This window comes from Streptomyces sp. NBC_00158, from assembly GCF_045160885.1.
Taxonomy (GTDB): Bacteria; Actinomycetota; Actinomycetes; order Streptomycetales; family Streptomycetaceae; genus Streptomyces.
This window is the reverse complement of the sequence record NZ_CP108161.1, coordinates 4,207,650-4,226,146: the sequence shown is the minus strand read 5'-3', so window position 1 is coordinate 4,226,146 and position 18,497 is coordinate 4,207,650. Positions and strand designations below refer to the sequence as shown.

At 71.5% G+C, this 18,497-nt stretch carries 25 protein-coding genes; 7 read left to right on the top strand and 18 right to left on the bottom strand.

Annotation, left to right across the window (positions count from 1 at the left end; genetic code table 11):
• Positions 1-37: 37 nt before the first annotated feature.
• Together OG553_RS19615 and OG553_RS19610 are read right to left on the bottom strand one after the other, a co-directional pair.
• Positions 38-586, bottom strand: a complete 549-nt coding sequence (locus OG553_RS19615; RefSeq protein WP_405980231.1) for a DUF1062 domain-containing protein — start codon at positions 584-586, stop codon at positions 38-40.
• 179 nt (positions 587-765) lie between these two features.
• The gene (locus OG553_RS19610; protein ID WP_405980230.1) at positions 766-1,575 is read right to left on the bottom strand and encodes a helix-turn-helix domain-containing protein; all 810 of its coding nucleotides are present in this window, start codon (positions 1,573-1,575) and stop codon (positions 766-768) included.
• A gap of 342 nt (positions 1,576-1,917) precedes the next feature.
• Between OG553_RS19610 and OG553_RS19605 the strand changes: the two genes are divergently transcribed.
• The gene (locus OG553_RS19605; protein ID WP_405980229.1) at positions 1,918-2,211 is read left to right on the top strand and encodes a hypothetical protein; all 294 of its coding nucleotides are present in this window, start codon (positions 1,918-1,920) and stop codon (positions 2,209-2,211) included.
• Here OG553_RS19605 and OG553_RS19600 read toward each other — a convergent pair.
• Positions 2,183-2,611 (bottom strand): ATP-binding protein, encoded by a 429-nt coding sequence (locus tag OG553_RS19600; RefSeq protein ID WP_405980228.1) that lies wholly within the window; start codon positions 2,609-2,611, stop codon positions 2,183-2,185. The genes OG553_RS19605 and OG553_RS19600 overlap by 29 nt on opposite strands.
• 156 nt (positions 2,612-2,767) lie before the next feature.
• Here OG553_RS19600 and OG553_RS19595 point away from each other — a divergent pair, with 156 nt between their 5' ends.
• From OG553_RS19595 to OG553_RS19580, 4 genes are read left to right on the top strand one after another with little or no spacing between them, the layout of a single operon-like run.
• Positions 2,768-3,625, top strand: a complete 858-nt coding sequence (locus tag OG553_RS19595; RefSeq protein ID WP_405980227.1) for a helix-turn-helix domain-containing protein — start codon at positions 2,768-2,770, stop codon at positions 3,623-3,625.
• The gene (locus tag OG553_RS19590; RefSeq protein WP_405980226.1) at positions 3,622-3,861 is read left to right on the top strand and encodes a DUF397 domain-containing protein; all 240 of its coding nucleotides are present in this window, start codon (positions 3,622-3,624) and stop codon (positions 3,859-3,861) included. Before OG553_RS19595 ends, OG553_RS19590 begins: the two co-directional genes overlap by 4 nt.
• 45 nt (positions 3,862-3,906) lie before the next feature.
• The gene (locus OG553_RS19585) at positions 3,907-5,859 is read left to right on the top strand and encodes a WD40 repeat domain-containing serine/threonine protein kinase (protein ID WP_405980225.1); all 1,953 of its coding nucleotides are present in this window, start codon (positions 3,907-3,909) and stop codon (positions 5,857-5,859) included.
• Positions 5,860-5,885: 26 nt separating this feature from the next.
• Positions 5,886-6,194 (top strand): hypothetical protein, encoded by a 309-nt coding sequence (locus OG553_RS19580; protein WP_405980224.1) that lies wholly within the window; start codon positions 5,886-5,888, stop codon positions 6,192-6,194.
• A 48-nt stretch (positions 6,195-6,242) separates the two neighbouring features.
• Here OG553_RS19580 and OG553_RS19575 read toward each other — a convergent pair whose 3' ends face one another.
• The 3 genes from OG553_RS19575 to OG553_RS19565 all read right to left on the bottom strand — a co-directional run bounded on the left by OG553_RS19575 (position 6,243) and on the right by OG553_RS19565 (position 8,423).
• Complete coding sequence (locus tag OG553_RS19575) at positions 6,243-6,632, bottom strand: hypothetical protein (RefSeq protein ID WP_405980223.1); 390 nt, start codon at positions 6,630-6,632, stop codon at positions 6,243-6,245.
• Positions 6,633-6,750: 118 nt separating this feature from the next.
• Entirely contained in the window at positions 6,751-7,158 is a 408-nt protein-coding gene (locus tag OG553_RS19570; protein ID WP_405980222.1) for a peptidase inhibitor family I36 protein, read from the bottom strand.
• A gap of 41 nt (positions 7,159-7,199) precedes the next feature.
• Complete coding sequence (locus OG553_RS19565; protein ID WP_405980221.1) at positions 7,200-8,423, bottom strand: glycosyltransferase; 1,224 nt, start codon at positions 8,421-8,423, stop codon at positions 7,200-7,202.
• A gap of 97 nt (positions 8,424-8,520) precedes the next feature.
• Here OG553_RS19565 and OG553_RS19560 point away from each other — a divergent pair, with 97 nt between their 5' ends.
• Positions 8,521-8,955: a VOC family protein gene (locus OG553_RS19560; protein WP_405980220.1), complete on the top strand. Its 435-nt coding sequence runs from the start codon at positions 8,521-8,523 to the stop codon at positions 8,953-8,955.
• Here OG553_RS19560 and OG553_RS19555 read toward each other — a convergent pair.
• The 11 genes from OG553_RS19555 to OG553_RS19505 all read right to left on the bottom strand — a co-directional run bounded on the left by OG553_RS19555 (position 8,909) and on the right by OG553_RS19505 (position 17,478).
• The gene (locus tag OG553_RS19555) at positions 8,909-9,457 is read right to left on the bottom strand and encodes a GNAT family N-acetyltransferase (protein ID WP_405980219.1); all 549 of its coding nucleotides are present in this window, start codon (positions 9,455-9,457) and stop codon (positions 8,909-8,911) included. The two genes, OG553_RS19560 and OG553_RS19555, sit on opposite strands and share 47 nt — an antisense overlap.
• Positions 9,454-10,359, bottom strand: coding sequence for a protein kinase domain-containing protein (locus OG553_RS19550; protein ID WP_405980218.1), 906 nt, complete (start codon positions 10,357-10,359; stop codon positions 9,454-9,456). The genes OG553_RS19555 and OG553_RS19550 overlap by 4 nt, the downstream gene beginning before the upstream one ends.
• On the bottom strand, positions 10,275-10,973 hold the full coding sequence (locus tag OG553_RS19545) for a hypothetical protein (protein WP_405980217.1): 699 nt from the start codon (positions 10,971-10,973) through the stop codon (positions 10,275-10,277). Before OG553_RS19545 ends, OG553_RS19550 begins: the two co-directional genes overlap by 85 nt.
• Complete coding sequence (locus OG553_RS19540) at positions 10,970-11,386, bottom strand: hypothetical protein (RefSeq protein ID WP_405980216.1); 417 nt, start codon at positions 11,384-11,386, stop codon at positions 10,970-10,972. The genes OG553_RS19545 and OG553_RS19540 overlap by 4 nt, the downstream gene beginning before the upstream one ends.
• A 125-nt stretch (positions 11,387-11,511) precedes the next feature.
• Complete coding sequence (locus OG553_RS19535) at positions 11,512-12,360, bottom strand: helix-turn-helix domain-containing protein (RefSeq protein ID WP_405980215.1); 849 nt, start codon at positions 12,358-12,360, stop codon at positions 11,512-11,514.
• A 10-nt stretch (positions 12,361-12,370) separates the two neighbouring features.
• A complete protein-coding gene (locus OG553_RS19530; RefSeq protein ID WP_405980214.1) occupies positions 12,371-12,823 on the bottom strand; it encodes a DUF6879 family protein in 453 nt (150 codons plus the stop codon).
• A gap of 189 nt (positions 12,824-13,012) precedes the next feature.
• On the bottom strand, positions 13,013-14,338 hold the full coding sequence (locus OG553_RS19525; RefSeq protein ID WP_405980213.1) for a dicarboxylate/amino acid:cation symporter: 1,326 nt from the start codon (positions 14,336-14,338) through the stop codon (positions 13,013-13,015).
• Between the two features lie 417 nt (positions 14,339-14,755).
• Positions 14,756-15,022: a DUF4229 domain-containing protein gene (locus OG553_RS19520; protein WP_405983080.1), complete on the bottom strand. Its 267-nt coding sequence runs from the start codon at positions 15,020-15,022 to the stop codon at positions 14,756-14,758.
• 120 nt (positions 15,023-15,142) lie between these two features.
• On the bottom strand, positions 15,143-15,667 hold the full coding sequence (locus tag OG553_RS19515) for a GNAT family N-acetyltransferase (protein ID WP_405980212.1): 525 nt from the start codon (positions 15,665-15,667) through the stop codon (positions 15,143-15,145).
• Positions 15,668-15,797: 130 nt separating this feature from the next.
• Positions 15,798-16,961 carry an aminofutalosine synthase MqnE gene (gene mqnE, locus OG553_RS19510; protein WP_405980211.1) on the bottom strand — a complete coding sequence of 388 codons (1,164 nt, stop codon included), beginning with the start codon at positions 16,959-16,961 and terminating at the stop codon, positions 15,798-15,800.
• A gap of 61 nt (positions 16,962-17,022) precedes the next feature.
• Entirely contained in the window at positions 17,023-17,478 is a 456-nt protein-coding gene (locus tag OG553_RS19505) for an Lrp/AsnC family transcriptional regulator (protein WP_007264709.1), read from the bottom strand.
• 122 nt (positions 17,479-17,600) lie between these two features.
• Between OG553_RS19505 and OG553_RS19500 the strand changes: the two genes are divergently transcribed.
• Positions 17,601-17,735 carry a hypothetical protein gene (locus tag OG553_RS19500; RefSeq protein WP_260618477.1) on the top strand — a complete coding sequence of 45 codons (135 nt, stop codon included), beginning with the start codon at positions 17,601-17,603 and terminating at the stop codon, positions 17,733-17,735.
• A 5-nt stretch (positions 17,736-17,740) separates the two neighbouring features.
• Here the strand turns inward: OG553_RS19500 and OG553_RS19495 are convergent, their stop codons facing one another.
• The gene (locus OG553_RS19495) at positions 17,741-18,412 is read right to left on the bottom strand and encodes a UbiX family flavin prenyltransferase (protein WP_405980210.1); all 672 of its coding nucleotides are present in this window, start codon (positions 18,410-18,412) and stop codon (positions 17,741-17,743) included.
• Between the last annotated feature and the right edge of the window lie 85 nt (positions 18,413-18,497).

Below are 18,497 nucleotides of genomic sequence, written 5' to 3'. Positions count from 1 at the left end.
CTCGCCTTTGCCGTTTCCCCGGCCATCCGGGGAGGGGTCAGCGCTTCAGCAGGAAGCTGAAGTCCCCGGAGAGCCTGCCGCCCAGCCGGACCGCCGAGACGAGCTTCCCGGCCGCGATCAGCCTCTCGACCTCGGCCCGTGACAGACCGCACCCCTCGGAGATCAACCGCACCGGCCGGACCGGGATGCGCGCGGCGAAGCGCACCGAGACGTCGATCACCTCGCGGTCCATGTGGTCCGGTCCCCCGGTGTCGAGGCGCCAGGCGCCGTCCCAGTCGAGAGCTATGTGGTTGCGGCGCCGCAGGACCGGATCCTGGAGCAGCTCGGCTGCCAGGCCCGGGTCGTTGTCGTGCATGCGGTCCAGCAGTTCGGGTCGTACGGACCGCACGTGGGCCCGCTCCAGGACCGTGAGCTTCGCCGTGTCCCCGCAACGGGTACAGAGCACGAGGAGCCAGGCGTCGAGGAGCTTGTGGTTGGCGTTGACGCGGAACTTGCCGTTCGCCCGGAAGCGCTCGGACGCGCAGGAGTGGCATCGGCGGAGGACGGCAGGAAGGCAGGTGGGAGCGACCACCCAGGTATTGAGCACAGAAGTACACCGGTTCCAGTGAGAAGACCGCAGCAGAAAGGAGCGCGGCGCACAGGCGCGACGCGCGACGAATCAGCACTCGGGGGGTCTCACACGGTGTACAACGGAACGCCCTTGCCTCGACGACGTGTTCGGGAGGACCGTAACGGCGCCGGGCAGCGCGGCTCCACTGGTTTTCCCTAGGCGGCGAGCGAGCCTTCGGGCGGGCAGTCGCGGCAGCGGCCCGGTTCGGGGGCCCGGAAGGCGCGTTCGCAGCCGTCGCAGTTCTGCCACGGGTCCGGCCGCCGGACGGCAGTCCCGGCGGCCGGTGGTGGCGTGGCCGGCATCCGCGGCGGGATTCCGGCACGCAGCCGGTACCCGATCACCGCCGCCGGGCTGCGCATGTCGGGCGGCAGATCCGCAGCCAGGGCGTGCCGTACGGCCTCCGGCTCGGCCCCCCGGTCCAGCCAGGCGGCCACCCCGGGCGCGAGCCGCCGTACGTCCCGCTCGGCGAGCAGCAGCCGGGGGTCGTCCCCGCGGAGGCGGGCGAGCAGGTCGGCGGCGTCCTGCCTGGCGGCGGGTCCGGGGGCGGGCTCCGGCTCCGGCTCCGGTACGGGGGCACGGTCGGCCGGCGGAGGGGGCGGCGGCGGGGCGTCCTGCGGCGGGACGGGGCCGGGCGGGCGGTTGTAGGACACCGTCCGAGTGACGAGTCTGCCCTCGGGGGTTCGTACGCGGGTCCGCTCCAGGTACCCGGCCGCCTCCAGCTCCCGCAGCGCGGCGGCGATCCGGATCTCCCCCTCGGGGAAGCGGGCGGCGAGCTGTTTGATGCCGATCCCGGTCCCGGCGGCCAGCGACTGGATGTGCACCGCGAGCCCGATGGCCACCAGCGACAGGGCCTGGTGCTGGGCGAGGTGGTTGCCGATCACCACGTAGTGGTCGGCGTGCCGCACGTTGACGTGGATGACACCTGATGGGGTGGACCCGCCGCGAACACGGGACGACGCGCGCATGCCCGCGCTAGGGTTCTTGAACGCCATTGGGAAGGTCTGTACTTCCTCGTTGGTCAGGCCCTCGCTCGGGATGCCACTCCCGGCGGGGGCCGTCTCATGCCTGCTGTTGTGCGGCGAGCATATGCCCGGCAACCACCCGGAAATCCAGCCAAGTTGGAACAGTTCACCCGAGCGAGTGAGCCGGGGGGCCGGGGGGTGGGTTGGTGGGTTTTACCCCGGTACTTAAAGGATGTCGGGGGTCGCCGGATCCCGGCGGCCCACGTCCCGGATGAGTACGCGGACCGGCGGATCCTGAGTACGGCGGCGCAGGTGGCACGGCCCTGCGGCGGCTTGGCTGGGGCCATGCAGCACGCGACCAAGAACACCGCACTGGCATGGACCACGGCCCTGGCATTGGCCCTGGTCCCGGTGGCTTTCGTCTTCGGCGCCCTGGGCGGGATGGCCGAGCAGGTCCACCCCGAGGCGGTGGCCGTGCTGAAGGTGTTCTGGCTCGCCTCCTGGACCGCGACCCCGCTGCTCGCCCTCGCCGGCTGGCTGCTCCGCCGACGCCCCGCCCTGATCTCCGCCGGACGCTGGGCGGGCTGGATCGCGGTGATCCCGGTCCCGGTCACGATCCTGCTGGCGTCCCGCCTGTAGGCAGGTCCACCTCCGCCCACACCGCCTTGCGCGGCGGCGGCCCCTGCTCCACCCCCCACCGGTCGGCCAGCGCCTCCACCACCGCCAGCCCCCGGCCCCCTTCCGCGCGGGCGTCCGGCTCGCGGAGAATCGGGACCCGGTCCCGGCAGGTGTCCACCACCTCGATCCGCAGCGCGCCGCCGCCGAGGCTGAGCACCACCAGGAAGTCCCGCCCGGCCACCCGCCCGTGGGTCACGGCGTTGGCCGCCAGCTCGGCCACGATCAGCGCGGGCCCGTCCGTGGGCAGCCCCCACGCACGCAGCTTCTCGACGGCGAGCTGCCGGGCCTGGCGGGCGCCACGGGGGGTGGCGGGCAGCTGGACGCCGAACTGATGTGCAGAGCACCAGATTTGAGTAGTCACGTCACCCAGCGTGGGGCGGCGTGACTAGCGTGAGAAGCGTTAACGCCGGTGCGTCCGGGGTTTGTCCGGTGCTTGTCCGGCGCTGTCCGGGCTGTCCTGAAAGCCTTTCGGGCATGGGGCGTTGAGGAACTTCGGTGCGTCGGAGGTGGGGCACGCATGGCCGTGGACAGTGACGGTACGGAAGACGCGGGCTGGGAGATCGATCCCGAGGACGAACAGGGGGCGGCGGTACTGGCGGCACTGGGACGCCAGCTGCGGACCTGGCGAGAGAAGGCGGGGAAGCGGGCCGCCGACTTCGGAGTGGAGATCGGGTACGGCGAGGACCTGGTCCGCAAGGTCGAGGGCGGCAAGCGGATCCCGCGCCCGGAGTACCTGGACAGGGCGGACAGGGCACTGGGCGCGGGCGGGCAGATCGCCGCCATGAAGGCGGACATGGAACAGGCCCGCTACCCGAAGAAGGTTCGGGACCTGGCGAAGATGGAAGACCAGGCGATCGAGATCCACACCTACAACAACCACAACATCCATGGGCTGTTGCAGACGCCCGAGTACACGCGAGCCCTGTTCAACACCTGGCGCCCCATCTACACGCCGGACGAGATGGAACGGATGCTGGCCGCCCGGATGGCCCGCCAGTCGATCTTCGAACGCTCTCCCGCACCAGCGCTCAGTTTCGTCCAGGAACTGGTCACGCTAAGCCGCCCGATCGGAGGGACAATGGTCCTGCGCCGACAGCTCGAACGCCTACTGGAGGTGGCTCAGTTGCCGAACGTCGAGTTCCAGGTCATGCCGACGGACGTCGAAGAACACGCGGGCATGGCGGGGCGAATTCAAGTGCTGAAGTTCCCGGACGGATCGGCGGTGGGTCGGTCGGAGGGGGCGTTCAACGGCCGGCCGGTATCCGACCCGAAGCAGCTCCGGATCCTCGAACTGCGCTATGGCATCATCCGAGCTCAGGCGCTCACGCCGCGGAAGTCGCTGGCCCTCATCGAGGAACTGCTAGGAGAAACATGATCCACAATCCAGAGCTGGACTGGTTCAAGAGCAGCTACAGCGACAGCAGCGACGGCAACGACTGCGTCGAGGTGGCCTGGCAGAAGAGCAGCTACAGCAGCGGCAGCGAGGGCGACTCCTGCGTCGAGGTGTCGAGCACCCCCACCACGATCCACGTCCGCGACTCCAAGGACACCGCCATCCCCCACCTCACCTTCGGTCCCTCCGCCTGGACCGGCTTCCTTGCGGCACAATGACCCCTTGCAATCGCAGTAGTTGACGTTTCGGCCAGGGGGGCGGAAATGCAGCCGGGGGCACAGCTGGCCGGGCGGTACCGGCTCGTCGAGCGGCTCGGGCAGGGCGGGATCGGCGAGGTCTGGCGGGCGCAGGACGCCGAGCTGGACCGGGCCGTGGCCGTGAAGGTGCTGCTGGAGTTCGACGCGTCCGAGGAGCTGCTCGGCCGGTTCCGCCGCGAGGCGTCCATCGGGGCGCGGCTCCAGCATCCCGGGATCACCGTCGTCCACGACATCGGCCGCCACGGCGACCGGCTGTTCATGGTGATGGAGCTGCTGGAGGGGCAGGACCTCTCCCGGCTCCTGGCCCGTACGCCCGGCGTGGGCCTCCCGCTCCCCCAGGTGCTCGACCTCGCCCTCCAGACGGCCGAGGCCCTCTCCGCAGCGCACGCGCAGAAGGTGGTGCACCGGGACCTGAAGCCCGGGAACCTCTTCCTCCTCTCCGACGGCCGCCTCAAGATCTGCGACTTCGGCATCGCCCGCACCGCCGACGCCACGGGCGGGCTCACCGTCACGGGCCGGGTGTTCGGGACGCCGTCGTACATGGCCCCCGAACAGTGGCGGGGCGAGCACGTCGACGGGAGCTGCGACCTGTACGCCCTCGGGTGCGTGCTGTACGCGCTGCTGACCGGCGCGCCGCCGTTCGCGGGGACCGAGCAGGCCTGGGTGCTGATGCGGATGCACCTGGAGGAGGCGCCCCCGGCCCTGGGCACCGTACGGGCCGACCTGCCGCCCGCGCTGGTGGAGCTGGTGGACGCGCTGCTGGCCAAGGAGCCGGACGACCGGCCCGACGCCCTCGCCGTCGCCGACCGGCTGCGCGCGCTGCTGTACGAGCCCGCCGTGCGCGACGGGCCCACCATGGACCTGGGGACGGCCCCCGCGGTCGCCGACACCCCCGCCCCGAGCCGCCGGAACGTGCTGCTCGGGCTCGGCGGGCTCGGGCTGCTGGCGGGGGCGGGCGGCGGGACGTACGCCGTGTGGCGGCTGACCGGCGACAAGAACGACGGCGGCAAGAACCCCGGCGACAAGAAGAACGGCGGCGGGCCTTCCGCCGACGGGACCACCGAGCCCGGCACCGCTGGAGTGCGCACGGTGGCGGAGATCAAGAAGCACGCCGGCTCGGTGGATTCGGTGGGTATCAGCCCGGACAGCAGGTACGTCGTCAGCGGCGGAAACGACCGCAGCATCCAGCTGTACAACTTCGCCGGCGGGGGGACCATCACCCTCTCCCCGGGGCCCGAGGCGGCCGTGACCTGCGTGTCCTACAGCCCCGACGGCAAGGTCCTCGTCGGCGGGAGCGACAAGGTCCTGCGCCTGCACGACGTCTACAGCCTGGAGCTCCTCGGCGTCCTCGCGGGACACACGGGGCTGGTGCGCGCGGTGGCGTTCAGCCCGGACAGCAAGACCCTGGCCAGCGGGGCCGATGACGGCACCATCCTCCTCTGGGACGTGGTGACCCGCTCCACCACCTCCATCGCCTCCCTCACCGGGCACACCAAGCCGGTGCTGTCGCTGGCGTTCGCTCCCGACGGCACCCTCGCCAGCGGCTGCGCCGACGGCAGCATCCGTCTCTGGGACCTCGCGAACCGCACCTCCACGGCCACGCTCACCGGCCACACCAAGGCCGTCGCCGCGGTGGCGTTCAGTCCCGACGGGAAGACCCTCGCCAGCGGCAGCGCCGACAGCAGCGTCCGGCTGTGGGACCCGGCCACCCGCAAGAGCACCGCCACCCTCCCGGGTCACAACAACCCCGTCCGGTCGGTGGCGTTCAGCGCCGACGGACAGACCATCGCCAGCGGAGGCGGCCGTACCGTCCGGCTGTGGGACGTCCCGTCCCGCGAGCACCGCGCGACGCTCAACGGACACACCGCGGCCGTGACCTCGGTCGCGTTCAGCCCCGACGGCAAGGTCCTCGTCAGTGCGAGCGAGGACGACAGCATCCGCGTGTGGAAGCGGACCTGACGGCGGACGGCGGCGAAGATGGCCGGGTGACGTCCATAGACCGGCCCGAGGACCAGGGGTGCCTGCGCTGGGTGCTCGCCGTACCCCTGGCCCTGCTCTACCTCCCGGCCACGTTCTTCCTCTACGGCGCGCTGGTGCTCCAGCCGGACTCCGGCTCCCCGTACGACCCGATGCGCGACGACGCGCGCGTCAACGCCGCGCTCTCGGTCGGACTGTGGTTCCTCGGGCTCCTCCTGACCGCCGTCCCCGTCTTCCACCGCAACCTCGGGCGGTGGTGGTACGCGGTGCCGTTCCTGCTCGCGTCGGTCGCTTTCGTTCGGTTCCAGACCGTCTGAGCGCGAATCCTCCGCCCGCAGCCCTGGCGTCCGAGGACGCCCGCGGGCTCACGGTCCCGGCGGGGTGGGGGCCGGAACCCCCGCCGTGCCCAGGCGGTGCCCCTTGGCGTCGAAGGCGCCGATGCGGAATGCGGTGGCCGGCCGCTGCGGCCATGCCTCGTAGACGGCGAGCAGATCGGCTGTCCGCGCGTGCGGCTTGTCGCCTTCGGCGGGGGGCAGGTCGGTGTGGAGATAGACCAGCTGGGCATCACCGGACTCGACGACCTGCACGGCCTTGACGTGAGTGGCGACGTCCTTCTGCCCGCCCTCGGAATGTGTGGCCGCCCATTCCTTGAACGCACCGGCGCGGACCGCGTCCTCCGGCGCAAAGGGCCCGTGAGGGGCGGGAGCGGGCAGCTCGGCCGGGATTCCGGCGGTGTCCACCGGCTCCGTCGTCATGGAACAACCGCCGAGGAGCAGAGCACAGAACACACCGAAGGCGGCGGCACGACGGGGACGCTGTAAGGACATGGGCGTGCCTTCCGGTGAGGGCGGAACGAAGCCGTGCCCCTGCACCTTAGGTGGCAGGGGCCCGGCGAACGGGACGTCGGGCGATCACATGACGAGCTCGTCTGCCTTGTCGCCCCAGTTCCCGCCGTAGGGGTAGCCGTACTTGTGGAGGTTCGAGAAGCAGCCCCCCGAGGGCGACGATGAACTCCGGATCGGGCATACCCGTACGCCAGTCGTAGAGGGTCATCCCGCCCATCTCGTCGTTGTTGCAGACGGAAGAGGCCACGTCTCGGATGCCCCAGTCACCCAGGTTCTTCGAACCGTCGTCGGACCACTGGTACTTGCGCCCGTAGAAGCCCGCGTCCACCCACAGGCAGGTCCACCCGAAGTTGCACGTGGGGGTGCCGTCGCCGATGGCGGAAGGCGCGGCCTGTCCCGCACTGGGGTCTCGAACCGAGGTGCCCGTCTGCAACACGCCGTGCCGCCCCCCTGTCCTCACCCGGGCCGAAGCCTTGATCAGCGGGCAGCCTCGACCAGCAGCTTCGCCGCCACCGCCGCCCCGTCCGCGTCGAACGCGGCGGCCACCGACGCCGCTCGGGCGGCGGTTTCCGGGGTCAGGGCGGTCTCCAGGGCTGCCGACAGGGACTCCACGGTCGGGGTCGGGCCGTCGTGGGCCGCGCCGATGCCGAGCCCGGCCACGCGGGAGGCGAAGTACGGCTGGTCCGCGTGCTGCGGGACGATCACCTGGGGCGCGCCGGAACGGGTCGCGGTGGTCGTGGTGCCCGCGCCGCCGTGGTGGACGACGGCGGCGACCCGGGGGAACAGCGCCTGGTGGTTGGCCTCGCCGACGACGAAGCAGTCGTCCGCCGCGTCGGTCAGGGCCAGGTCGGCCCAGCCCCGGGAGAGCAGTACGCGACGGCCCCGCGCGCGGACCGCCTCCACGACGGTCCGGGCGAGCCCGGCCGGGTCGGCCATCGGGATGCTGCCGAAGCCGACGTACACCGGCGGCTCGCCCGCGTCGAGGAACTCCACCAGGTCGGCGGGGAGCGGGCGCTCGTCCGGCAGCACCCACGCACCGGTCTGCACGACCTCCAGCGCGGCCGGCCGCACCCACGGGGCGAGGACCGGGTCGGTGGCCAGCCACGGCCGGTCGGTGAAGACGTCGTCGCGGACGTCGTCCACGGCCGGCAGCCCGACCGACTCCCGGAAGGCGTTGACGGCGTCCCCGAAGACGTCCTGCGCGTCGCGGGCGTCCCGCTCCCACAGCACCTCGTTGTCGGTGACCTCCGGCGGCAGCGGCCTGCCCGGGCGCGGGATCGGCGGGTGGTGCGGGGAGGGCAGGCTGACGGGCTGGTAGCTGGCGTACACGTACGGGACGCCCAGCTTCTCGGCGGCCGCTTTCACCCCGGCCACGGCCGGCACCAGGCCGGTCGCGAGCAGCACGTCGCAGCCGCCGGCCTCCGCCGCCCGCGTGACGCTCTCGTAGAACGCGGCGACCAGCTCGGCCGCCCGCTTCGGGATCCCGCCCGGCGACGGCGGCACCTTCCCGGTCACCAGGTCGCGCACCGAAGCGCCGGTCGGGACCATCTCCACGCCGACCCCGGCGAGGCGCCCGGCGAACTCCTCGTCCGGCGGCGCGCACACCAGCACCTCGGCCCCCAGCTCCCGCAACCGCACCGCGAGCCCGACGAGCGGCTCGACGCCTCCGCGCGAATCGTAGGCGGACAGCACCACACGCATTACGTACTCCCAATCCCCCGTGGAACGGCTCAGGTTGGAGAGTCTGCACCACGACAATGATCTTGTGGCAAGTCCGGGGCTGCGCTATACGTTGGGCATGGCCAAGGAAATCCAGGTGACGTACGACTGCGCCGACCCCGCCGCGCTGGCGGCCTTCTGGGCCGAGGTCCTGGGCTACCGCGTGCAGCCGCCGCCGGAGGGCTTCGCCGACTGGCCGGCCGCGCTGACGGCCTGGGGCGTACCGCCCGAGCAGCACAACAGCCGCTCGGCGATCAGCGACCCGGACGGCAAGGGCCCGCGGATCTTCTTCCAGCGGGTGCCGGAGGGCAAGGTCGCCAAGAACCGCCTGCACCTGGACGTCCGCTCGGCGCCCGGCCTGAAGGGCGCGGAACGGATGGACGCCCTGGAGCTGGAGGCCACCAGACTGGAGGCCCTGGGCGCCAAGCGCCTGTACCGCCTCGACCCGGACGGCATCGACGAGGGCATCATCGTGATGACCGACCCCGAGGACAACGAGTTCTGCCTGGACTGACGCCGGGGCCTTCCCGGTGCTGCCCTGAGGATTCCCGGCGGCCGTCGCGGTCGAGCCAGTAGTGGACGAACCCGCCGTCGGCCCCGAGGCACGTGAACCCGGCCTTCGTGAGAACCCTGCCCGAGGCGGGGTTGTCGGGGTGGTGCTTCGCACCGAGGGATTCCAGGGCGGCGGCGGTAAAGGCGTACGCGGCGAGCCGCTCCACGGCGGCGGTCGCGTACCCGCGCCCCCACACGTCCTCGCGCAGAACGTAGCTCACCCTCCCGTGCCCGGCGGGCCTGCGTCCGAGCTTGACGACACCGACCAGGTCGCCGGCGACGTCCACGCCGAGGACGTACTGGGCCACCGGTGCCGCACGGCTCCACTCGATCACCCGCGCCACATACGCCTCGGCTTCCGATGCGGTCATCTCGGGCCGCATCAGGTACGTGACGGCGGCCCCGCTGTAGATCCGGCGGATCCCGGAGGCGTCGGCGGGGGTGAGAGCCCGCAGGGTGGTCACGAAACCGTGCCTGCGGTCGTGAGGTGCGCGGCCAGGTCCCGGGCGGTGGGGCGGTCGGCCGGATCGGGGGCCAGGCACGCCGTGATCGTGCTCTCGAAGGCGGGGAACAGCCAGGGCCGGACGTCGGCCAGGTCGGTGGTGATGCCCTTGGCGATGGCCTCCAGCTTCTCCAGCCGGTCCGTGTCGTCGCCGTAGGCGACGGGGCGGTGTCCGGTCCAGCACCAGAACAGGGAGGCGCCCAGCCCCCACACGTCGGCGGGGGGTTCGACCTGGACGTGCGCGGTGTCGGGGGTGGTGAGAAGCGCGGCGGCGACCTCGGGGGCCGTGGTGTGGGTGAGGGCACCCCGGTAGGGCAGGCGGGGCCTGTCCTGGGGGCCGCAGGCCAGCGCGTAGTCGATGACGGCAGCGTGGCCGTCGGCGGTGACGAGCGTGTTCGTGGGCTGGACGTCGGCGTGCGCCCAGCCGGCGGCGTGCATCCGGCCGAGCTGCTCCGCCCAGGTGCGGGCCGCATCGAGGAGGTGGCGGCGTACGGCCGGCTGGTCGCCTTCCGGGGAGCGCGCTGCGGCGAGCGCGTGCCACAGCGGCTTGCCGTCGGCCCAGCGGACCGCGAGCCACCGGCCGCCGCCCCACGCACCGGCAGCGATCCGGTAGCCGGGCTCCAGCGCCCCGGCTGCGGTGAGGCGGACCAGATGATCGTCTTCCTGGGCCACCTCGGCCGTCTTGTCGCGGGCGGCGGCATCGTGCGGGTTGTCGGCCTTTACGGCGGCCTCGCCGCCCGGGCCGGTCACCTTCCAGGCCCTGGAGCCGCGCCGGTCGCTCAGGAGTCGCGTGGCGAGGGGACCGCCGAGCCGCTCGACGAGGAGTTCGACGGCTTCGCCGGGGGGAGGAAGCGTTCGGTCCATGTCCGGATCTCCTTCCAGTCGTGGGGGATGTCCTCGAAGACGTCGCGGCCGTCGTCGTCGGCCACGGCCAGCGCGGCGGCCAGGTCCGGGGTCGCGGCGAGGAAGTGGGGATCACGGCGGCGTACGGCGGCGCGTACGGGGATGAACGAGAACGGGGCGGCGGGGATCCGGCCGCCGTCCCCCGCGGTCTCTTCCTCGCCCGCGTAGAACTTGCCGAACATGATCCCGACGGGTCCGTAGAGGTTCTTCAACGCCCAGTGCGGCCACGCCATCAGCTCCCGGTGCCGCACGCCCGGGACCTGGCCGAGGATCACCACGTTGTCGCACCGCAGGCCGCCGTACGGGCCGCGCACAAGGGACCGCAGGCGCTCGGCGGCCCGGCCCCCGGCGTGGAACAGCTGGGCCTCCACCGCATCGGCGTCCCCGTCGGCCCGGTAAACGGTCCAGGTGGTGCAGTCCCGCCGGAGCGAGGGTGCCAGGTAGGGGCAGTGGTCCGTCATCTGTTGCACGTACGCGGTGATGTCCACGGACGTGGGCCGGGGGGTGGAGGCCTCGATGAGGCGAAGCGCCCCGGCCGAGGGCCGGGGCGTCGCCCTGGTACGGGATGTGGTCACGGGCGGCCGGTCTCCGGGCCCTCGGGGGTGATGTCGTCGGAGGTGAAGTCGTCGTCACCGCCGGCGGGGCCGCAGTCCCATTCGGCCACGACCTTGCCGGTCTCCCGGTAGCGGGCCACGGCCGTCTCGTCCACGGTGCCGTCGGCGTCGGTGAACCAGACCTCGGGCAGGGGCCCGTAGACGGCCTCGTAGGTGGCGACCCAGGCGATCGGGCCGGCGCCGTTGTTCTCCACGTGCCGGATCGGCCGGCCGGCGGTCTCCAGGCACAGTGCCTCGTACTCGGGGGTACCGAGGATCTCGTGCCAGGCGGCGTCCACGGCCGGGCTGAACATCTCGGGCGCGGACTCGCCGTCGCGGAAGCGCCGGCCGGTGATGGTCAGGAACCTGCCGAGCTCGATCGTTGCGGTGGTCATGCTGGTGCTCCTCTCGTGGGTGGTCGAGTGGTGCGTGGCTGCGGGCGGAAGTCTGGCGTCAGCCCCGTCCAACGTAGAGAGGCGGCCTGGACGGCCCCAACGGAGTTGCGGCTAATTGCGGAAATTCACGCCAGGGCGTCGAGCGCGGCCGTGATCAGGGCGCGGGCGTTGTCGCCGTAGACCGCCATCTTCGACAGCCCTTCGAACGCCTTCGCGTAGTCGGCGAGTTCGCGGGGCTGGGTGACGCCGATCCTGGCGGTGAGGGTCTCCACGGCCACCCGGCGGTCGTCGTACAGGTAGAACGCCTCCAGCGGCCACACGGTGCGCTCGGCGGTGAAGGGGATGATCCCGAGGGAGACCGAGGCAAGGGGCATCACGGTGAGCAGGTGGCGGAGTTGGCCGGCCATCGCGCCTGCGTCGCCGATCCGGAAGCGCAACACCGATTCCTCGATCAGGACCGCGTACCGGTGATTGCCCTCGTAGAGGAAGCGGGAGCGGGCGACGCGGGCGGCGACGGCTTCGGTCACGTCGTCGGGGGTGCCCTGGAAGCGCGTGATGCTGCTCAGCAGCGCGGTGGCGTAGGCGGCGGTCTGGAGGAACCCGGGCACGACGTTGGAGACGTAGACGCGCTGGAGGGACGCCTGGGCGTTGGCCGCGTAGGCGTTCTCCTGGGAGCGGCGCAGGCCGTTGCGGTGGAGGCGGCGCCACTCCTGGTACATGGAGTCGACGGCGCGGGAGGTGGCGATCAGATCGGCCACCTGGTCCTCGGCGCCGCAGGCGGCGCACCAGGCCCGGATGTCCGAATCGGACGGTGCCACCTCGCCCTTCTGAATGCGGGTGGTCTTCGCAGGGTGCCAGTCGCACCGGGCGGACAGTTCCCGCCCGGTGAGACCCGCGTCCCTGCGCAGGTGGGACAGGCGCACGGCGAGGGCTTCACGGGCCGCTTGTGCGCTGGAAGAGGGGGACGCGGGCACGGGTGTGGGGTCAGACGGTGTACTGGTCGTGGGGGATCCCGCGCTCCCACACCGTCTCGAAGGCCGACGCGCACAGCTTCACCACAGCGGGGTCCTCGGTCCGCACCTTCGGCTCGTCAGGGTGCCAGTCGCCGGTACCGGTCCAGTTGTGCAGCTGGGCCAGGCGGCCGTCGAACAGCCAGAAGTCCGTACCGGGCAGGGCGATGTCGAAGGCGCGGCGGCGGGGAAGCCAGCGGACCTGTTCCCCCGCGTCGACGTTCATCCGGGTGCCGGCGTGCTCGTAGCGGATGTAGTCGCTCACCGGCTCGCAGACGATGCGGGCGCGGCGCATGACGACGCCCCGGGCGGTGGCGGCCGAGACCATGTTCAGCCAGTTGGACCGCTCCGCCCGTTGGGCTTCCTCGCTCCACTCCCCGCGCAGAAAGGCGGCGAAGGTGTCGGCCTCGCCGGTGTTGGGATCCATCCCGACGAACTGTAGATCCATGGCGATCTCCCCTGTCAGCCGGTTGCGGGTACTTGCGGACGAGGCTTCTCCCCGGGCACGGCGTGCGTCAAGGGGGCCGTCGGCCAGGCCTGTTGACTGCCACGGCATACGCCGCAGCCCCCGCCCGGATCCCGGGCGGGGGCTGCGGCGCGTGCCGTGAGGCGGTGGTCAGGCGGCGACGGGGACCGGCGTGGCGGTGGTGTCGGCGGGCTTCTCGTCCAGCGGGGAGGACGAGGCGGCGGCGTAGGCCTCCTTGTCGAGGATCCCCTCACGGGCGGAGACGATGACCGGTACGACCGCCTGGCCGGCGACATTTGTGGCCGTCCTCATCATGTCGAGGATCGGGTCGATCGCCATCAGCAGGCCGACGCCCGCGAGCGGCAGGCCCAGGGTGGAGAGGGTCAGGGTGAGCATCACGGTCGCGCCGGTCAGGCCGGCCGTGGCGGCGGAGCCGACCACCGAGACGAACGCGATGAGCAGGTACTCCTTGATGCCGAGCTGCACGTCGAAGATGTTCGCGATGAAGATCGCGGCGAGCGCCGGGTAGATCGCGGCGCAGCCGTCCATCTTGGTGGTGGCGCCGAACGGGACGGCGAAGGAGGCGTACTCCTTCGGGACGCCGAGGCGCTCGGTGACCTTCTGGGTGACCGGCATGGTGCCGACCGAGGAGCGGGAGACGAAGGCCAGCTGGATCGCGGGCCAGGCGCCCTTGAAGAACTGGACCGGGTTGACCTTGGCGACGGTCCACAGCAGCAGCGGGTAGACGCCGAACATGACGAGCGCCGAGCCGATGTAGACGTCGGCGGTGAAGGTGGCGTACTTGCCGATGAGGTCCCAGCCGTAGCTGGCGATGGCGGTGCCGATGAGGCCGACGGTGCCGACCGGGGCGAGGCGGATGACCCACCACAGGGCCTTCTGGAGGAGCTCCAGGACGGACTCGGCGAGGTTCAGGACGGGCTGGGCCTTGGCGCCGAGCTGGAGGGCGGCGATGCCGGCGACGGCGGCGAGGAAGACGATCTGGAGGACGTTCAGCTCGGTGAACGGGGTGACGATGTCCTTCGGCACGATGCCGGTCAGGAAGTCGATCCAGGAGCCGTGCCGCTTGGGCTCCTTGCCGTCGGCCGGGGTGAGGCCGGTGCCGGCGCCCGGGTCGGTCAGCAGGCCGATCGCGAGGCCGATGCCCACCGCGATCAGCGAGGTGATCATGAACCAGAGCAGGGTGCGGGAGGCGAGCCGGGCGGCGTTGTTCACCTTCCGGAGGTTGGTGATGGACACCAGGATGGCGAAGAAGACGAGCGGGGCGACGGCCAGCTTGAGGAGCTGGATGAAGATGTCGCCGACCTGCTCCAGGGTGGTCTTCAGCCAGCTGACGTCCTGGCTGCGGGCTATCCAGCCGAAGAGGACGCCGAGCACGAGACCGGTGACGATCTGGGCCCAGAACGGGAACTTGAAGGAGGCCTTGGCGGGAGCCTGGGCCTGGGGGGACGCGGACACGGCATTCTCCGGGGGACGCGCGGACGTACGGCGGAAGGTTTCTGCAAGGGGTGCGGTACGGCGGCAGCCGGAAAGGGGCCGGGCCGGCCGGGGACCGCTGCTGGGGCGGCTGGGCTTCAGCTTCAGCGGCGACAGCAACAGGCCGCGGACACGCGGCGGCAGAAGTCGACGTGCAGGCGCGCCACGAGCGGGACGCTCGGGCTCATCGGGTGCGCTGCTGCGGTCAACATGTTGAACACGCTAACACTTCGGCTTTGAGAATCTCAAAGAGATGCTTTGAGCACGGATCGCGCGGGGGTGGACGCGCAGACCCCGCGGGGCCCCGGGAACGACGAAGCCCCAGCGTGGCGGGGGGTGTTCCCGGCGCTGGGGCGTATCGGTGCGCGCGGCGGCCGCGGGGCCGCTGTGAGGAAGGACTCAGGCGCGGGCGGCGTCGTCGGCCGCGTCCTCCTGGCTGCGGTTCGCGGCGAGCCGCTCCTTCGCACCCGCGACGCGGCCGGAGATCTGCTCGGACATCTCGTCGCGCTGCTTGCGCAGCAGGACGAAGGAGAGCGGGGCGGAGAGCACCAGCGCGAGGAGCGCGATCCAGGCGAAGTTCGCGTCGCCCAGCCCGGCGGGCACCCAGCCCAGGTTGACCAGGACGGCGACGAGCACCAGGCACCCGACGAAGATGCCCAGGCGCATCGCGGTGTAGCGGATCGTCGCGCTCGGCTTGAGGGCCACGGTGACCCCTCCCTCTCTTCTTGCGTCGGCACGTGCCCGTCCAGTGAAGCACGCCGGGGCTCCGCCACGGCCCGGCGGGGGTCAGTGCAGGGGCAGCAGCATGGTGATGTCGTCGCGGTCGTCGCCGGGGGCCACGCGGATGGCGCCGGGCACGCGGCCGACCTCCTTGTAGCCGCAGGCCGCGTAGAAGTGCTCCAGGCCGACGCCGCCGCGGCACTCCAGGCGGATGGCCTCGATGCCCTCCAGCGAGCGCGCCGCGTCGGCGAGGGCGGCCATCAGCTCCCGTCCGGCGCCGCGGCCCTGGAGGGCGGGGCCGACCATGACCGTGTACGCCCAGACCCAGTGCTTCCGCAACGGGTGCGCCTCGAAGGCGAGGAAGGCGACGGCCCGGACGGCGCCCTGCGCGTCGTGCCCGACGAGCAGCCGGTGGCGGCCCTCGGCCAGCGCGACGAGGTGCTTGACCAGGGCGGGGCGGATGTCCTCGACGGTGACGGGCGGGACGAAGCCGACCGCGCCGCCGGCGTTGGTGACCTCGGTCCACAGCTGTGCGATGCCGTCGCGCAGGGCGGGGTCGACGACCGGATCGAAGGTGAAGGTAAGGGTCATAGAGGGAGAGTATCTATTACCGATTCGGCGGGCAACGGGTTTCCGGGCGGGGGCACGGAAAAGCCCCGGACCGTCGGGGACGGTCCGGGGCTCCTCCGGGTGCGGCGAGGGGTACGGCGACGGGTGCGCGTCAGACGCGCATCGCCTGCGGGGTCTCGCGCAGCGAGGCGTCCGGGCCCGGGTACTCGCGGATGACCTCGTAGCGCGTGTTGCGCTCGACCGGGCGGAAGCCGGCCTCGCGGATGAGCTCCAGGAGGTCGTCACGGCCCAGCTTGTTCGGGGTGCCGTAGTTGTCCGCGTCGTGCGTGATCTTGTACTCGACCACCGAGCCGTCCATGTCGTCCGCGCCGTGCTGGAGCGCGAGCTGGGCGGTCTGCACGCCGTGCATCACCCAGAAGACCTTGACGTGCGGCACGTTGTCGAAGAGCAGGCGGGAGACCGCGAAGGTCTTCAGCGCCTCGGCGCCCGTGGCCATCGTCGTGCGCGCCTGGAGCCTGTTGCGGACCTTGCCGTCCTTCATGTCCACGAAGTCGTGCTGGTAGCGCAGCGGGATGAAGACCTGGAAGCCGCCGGTCTCGTCCTGGAGCTCGCGCAGCCGCAGTACGTGGTCCACCCGGTGGCGCGGCTCCTCGATGTGCCCGTAGAGCATCGTCGCCGGGGTCTTGAGGCCCTTCTCGTGCGCCAGGCGGTGGATGCGCGACCAGTCCTCCCAGTGGGTGTCGTGGTCGACGATGTGCTGGCGGACCTCCCAGTCGAAGATCTCCGCGCCGCCGCCGGTGAGCGATTCGAGGCCGGCCTCGATCAGCTCGTCGAGGATCTCGGAGGCCGTGAGGCCGGAGATCGTCTCGAAGTGGTGGATCTCGGTGGCCGTGAACGCCTTCAGCGAGACGTTCGGCAGCGCCTCCTTGAGGGCGGACAGCGAGCGCGGGTAGTACCGCCACGGGAGGGTGGGGTGCAGGCCGTTGACGATGTGCAGTTCGGTGAGGTTCTCGTTCTCCATGGCCTTGGCCAGGCGGACGGCCTCCTCGATGCGCATCGTGTACGCGTCCTTCTCGCCCGGCTTGCGCTGGAACGAGCAGTACGCGCAGGAGGCGGTGCACACGTTCGTCATGTTGAGGTGGCGGTTGACATTGAAGTGCACGACGTCGCCGTTCTTGCGCGTGCGCACCTCGTGGGCGAGACCGCCCAACCAGGCCAGGTCGTCCGACTCGTAGAGGGCGATGCCGTCCTCACGCGTCAGCCGCTCGCCGGAGCGGGCCTTCTCCTCCAGCTCACGCTTGAGCCCCGCGTCCATGCCGGTGTCTCCTCTACCTGTCCCTGTCCAGACCTGTGTACAACCGCCACCAACCGTACTCTCAGGCGTCCTCGGGCAGCTCGCCGACCCGGTTCTCCCACTTGGTGGAGAGCACGATCGTGGTGCGGGTGCGCGAGACGCCCTTGGTTCCGGAGAGCTTGCGGATGATCCGCTCCAGGCCGTCGACGTCGCCGGCGCGCACCTTGAGCATGTAGGAGTCGTCGCCTGCGATGAACCAGCAGTCCTCGATCTCCTGGAAGTCGCGCAGCCGGCGGGCCACGTCCTCGTGGTCCGCGGCGTCGGAGAGGGAGATGCCGATCAGGGCGGTGACGCCGAGGCCGAGCTCGGCGGCGGCCACCGTCGCGCGGTAGCCGGTGATCACGCCGGCCGTCTCCAGCCGGTTGATGCGGTCGGTGACGCTGGGGCCGGAGAGGCCCACGAGACGGCCCAGCTCCGCGTACGAGGCGCGGCCGTTCTCCCGAAGCGCCTGGATGAGCTGCCTGTCCACCGTGTCCATTACGTGGAGCCTTCCATTATTCGGCGATCCTGCAAGTTTAGGTATAGAATCAAAGGCACGCAGGGTCAACACCCTGTGAATCTTTCAACAGATCAAAGACGATCTTCAGGAGTGGTTAAACCGTGTACACGATCGAGGCGGCCTACGCGCACATGCGACAGCTCCAGGAGCTGGCCAACCGATCCCGCACCGACCAGCCCGCCGCCGCCCACCGCGTCGACAAGACCCGTCGTCCGGGCAGCCCCAAGAAGCGCTAGCGCCATCACTCACGGGGGCGGGCGCTGCCAAGCTCCCCCTCCCAACGGCGGTACAGCCCGTGCGGCACACCTGCCGCGTCGAGCACCCGCCCCGCGACGAAGTCCACCAGATCCTGGATGTGCGTCGCGCCCGCGTAGAACGCCGGAGAGGCGGGCAGCACCACTGCGCCCGCCTCGTCCAGCGCCACCAGATGCTTCAGCGTCTGTCCGTTCAGCGGGGTCTCCCGCACCGCGACCACCAGTCGGCGCCGTTCCTTGAGCGTCACGCTCGCGACGCGCTGGAGCAGGTCCTTCGACAGCCCGAGGGCCACACCCGCCACACAGGCGGTGGAGGCCGGGACGATCAGCATCCCCTTCACCGCGTACGAGCCCGAACTCGGGCCGGCCGCCAGGTCCCCGGCACCCCAGTACCGCACCCCGTCGAGGTCGAACCCCGCGAAGGTCCCCGGCTTGCCGTCCGCGCCGCGGCCCAGCCACTCCTCCAGGTCCGCGCGCCAGTGCGCGTCCCGGAAGGAAATGCCCGTCTCGTCCAGCAGGGTGAGCCGCGAGGCCCGGCTGACCACCAGGTCGACACTCTCCCCCGCCGCCAGCAGCCCCCGAACCACCGCCGCCGCGTACGGCGTCCCGGACGCCCCGGAAACCCCGACCACCCACGGGGTGCGCTTGCCGTCAGTCATACCTCCGAGACTATCCGGCCACGGCGCGGAGGCACTCTGTAAGGTGTCCGCACGTCCCAGGGGGTGGGACGGCACGAGGGGGAAC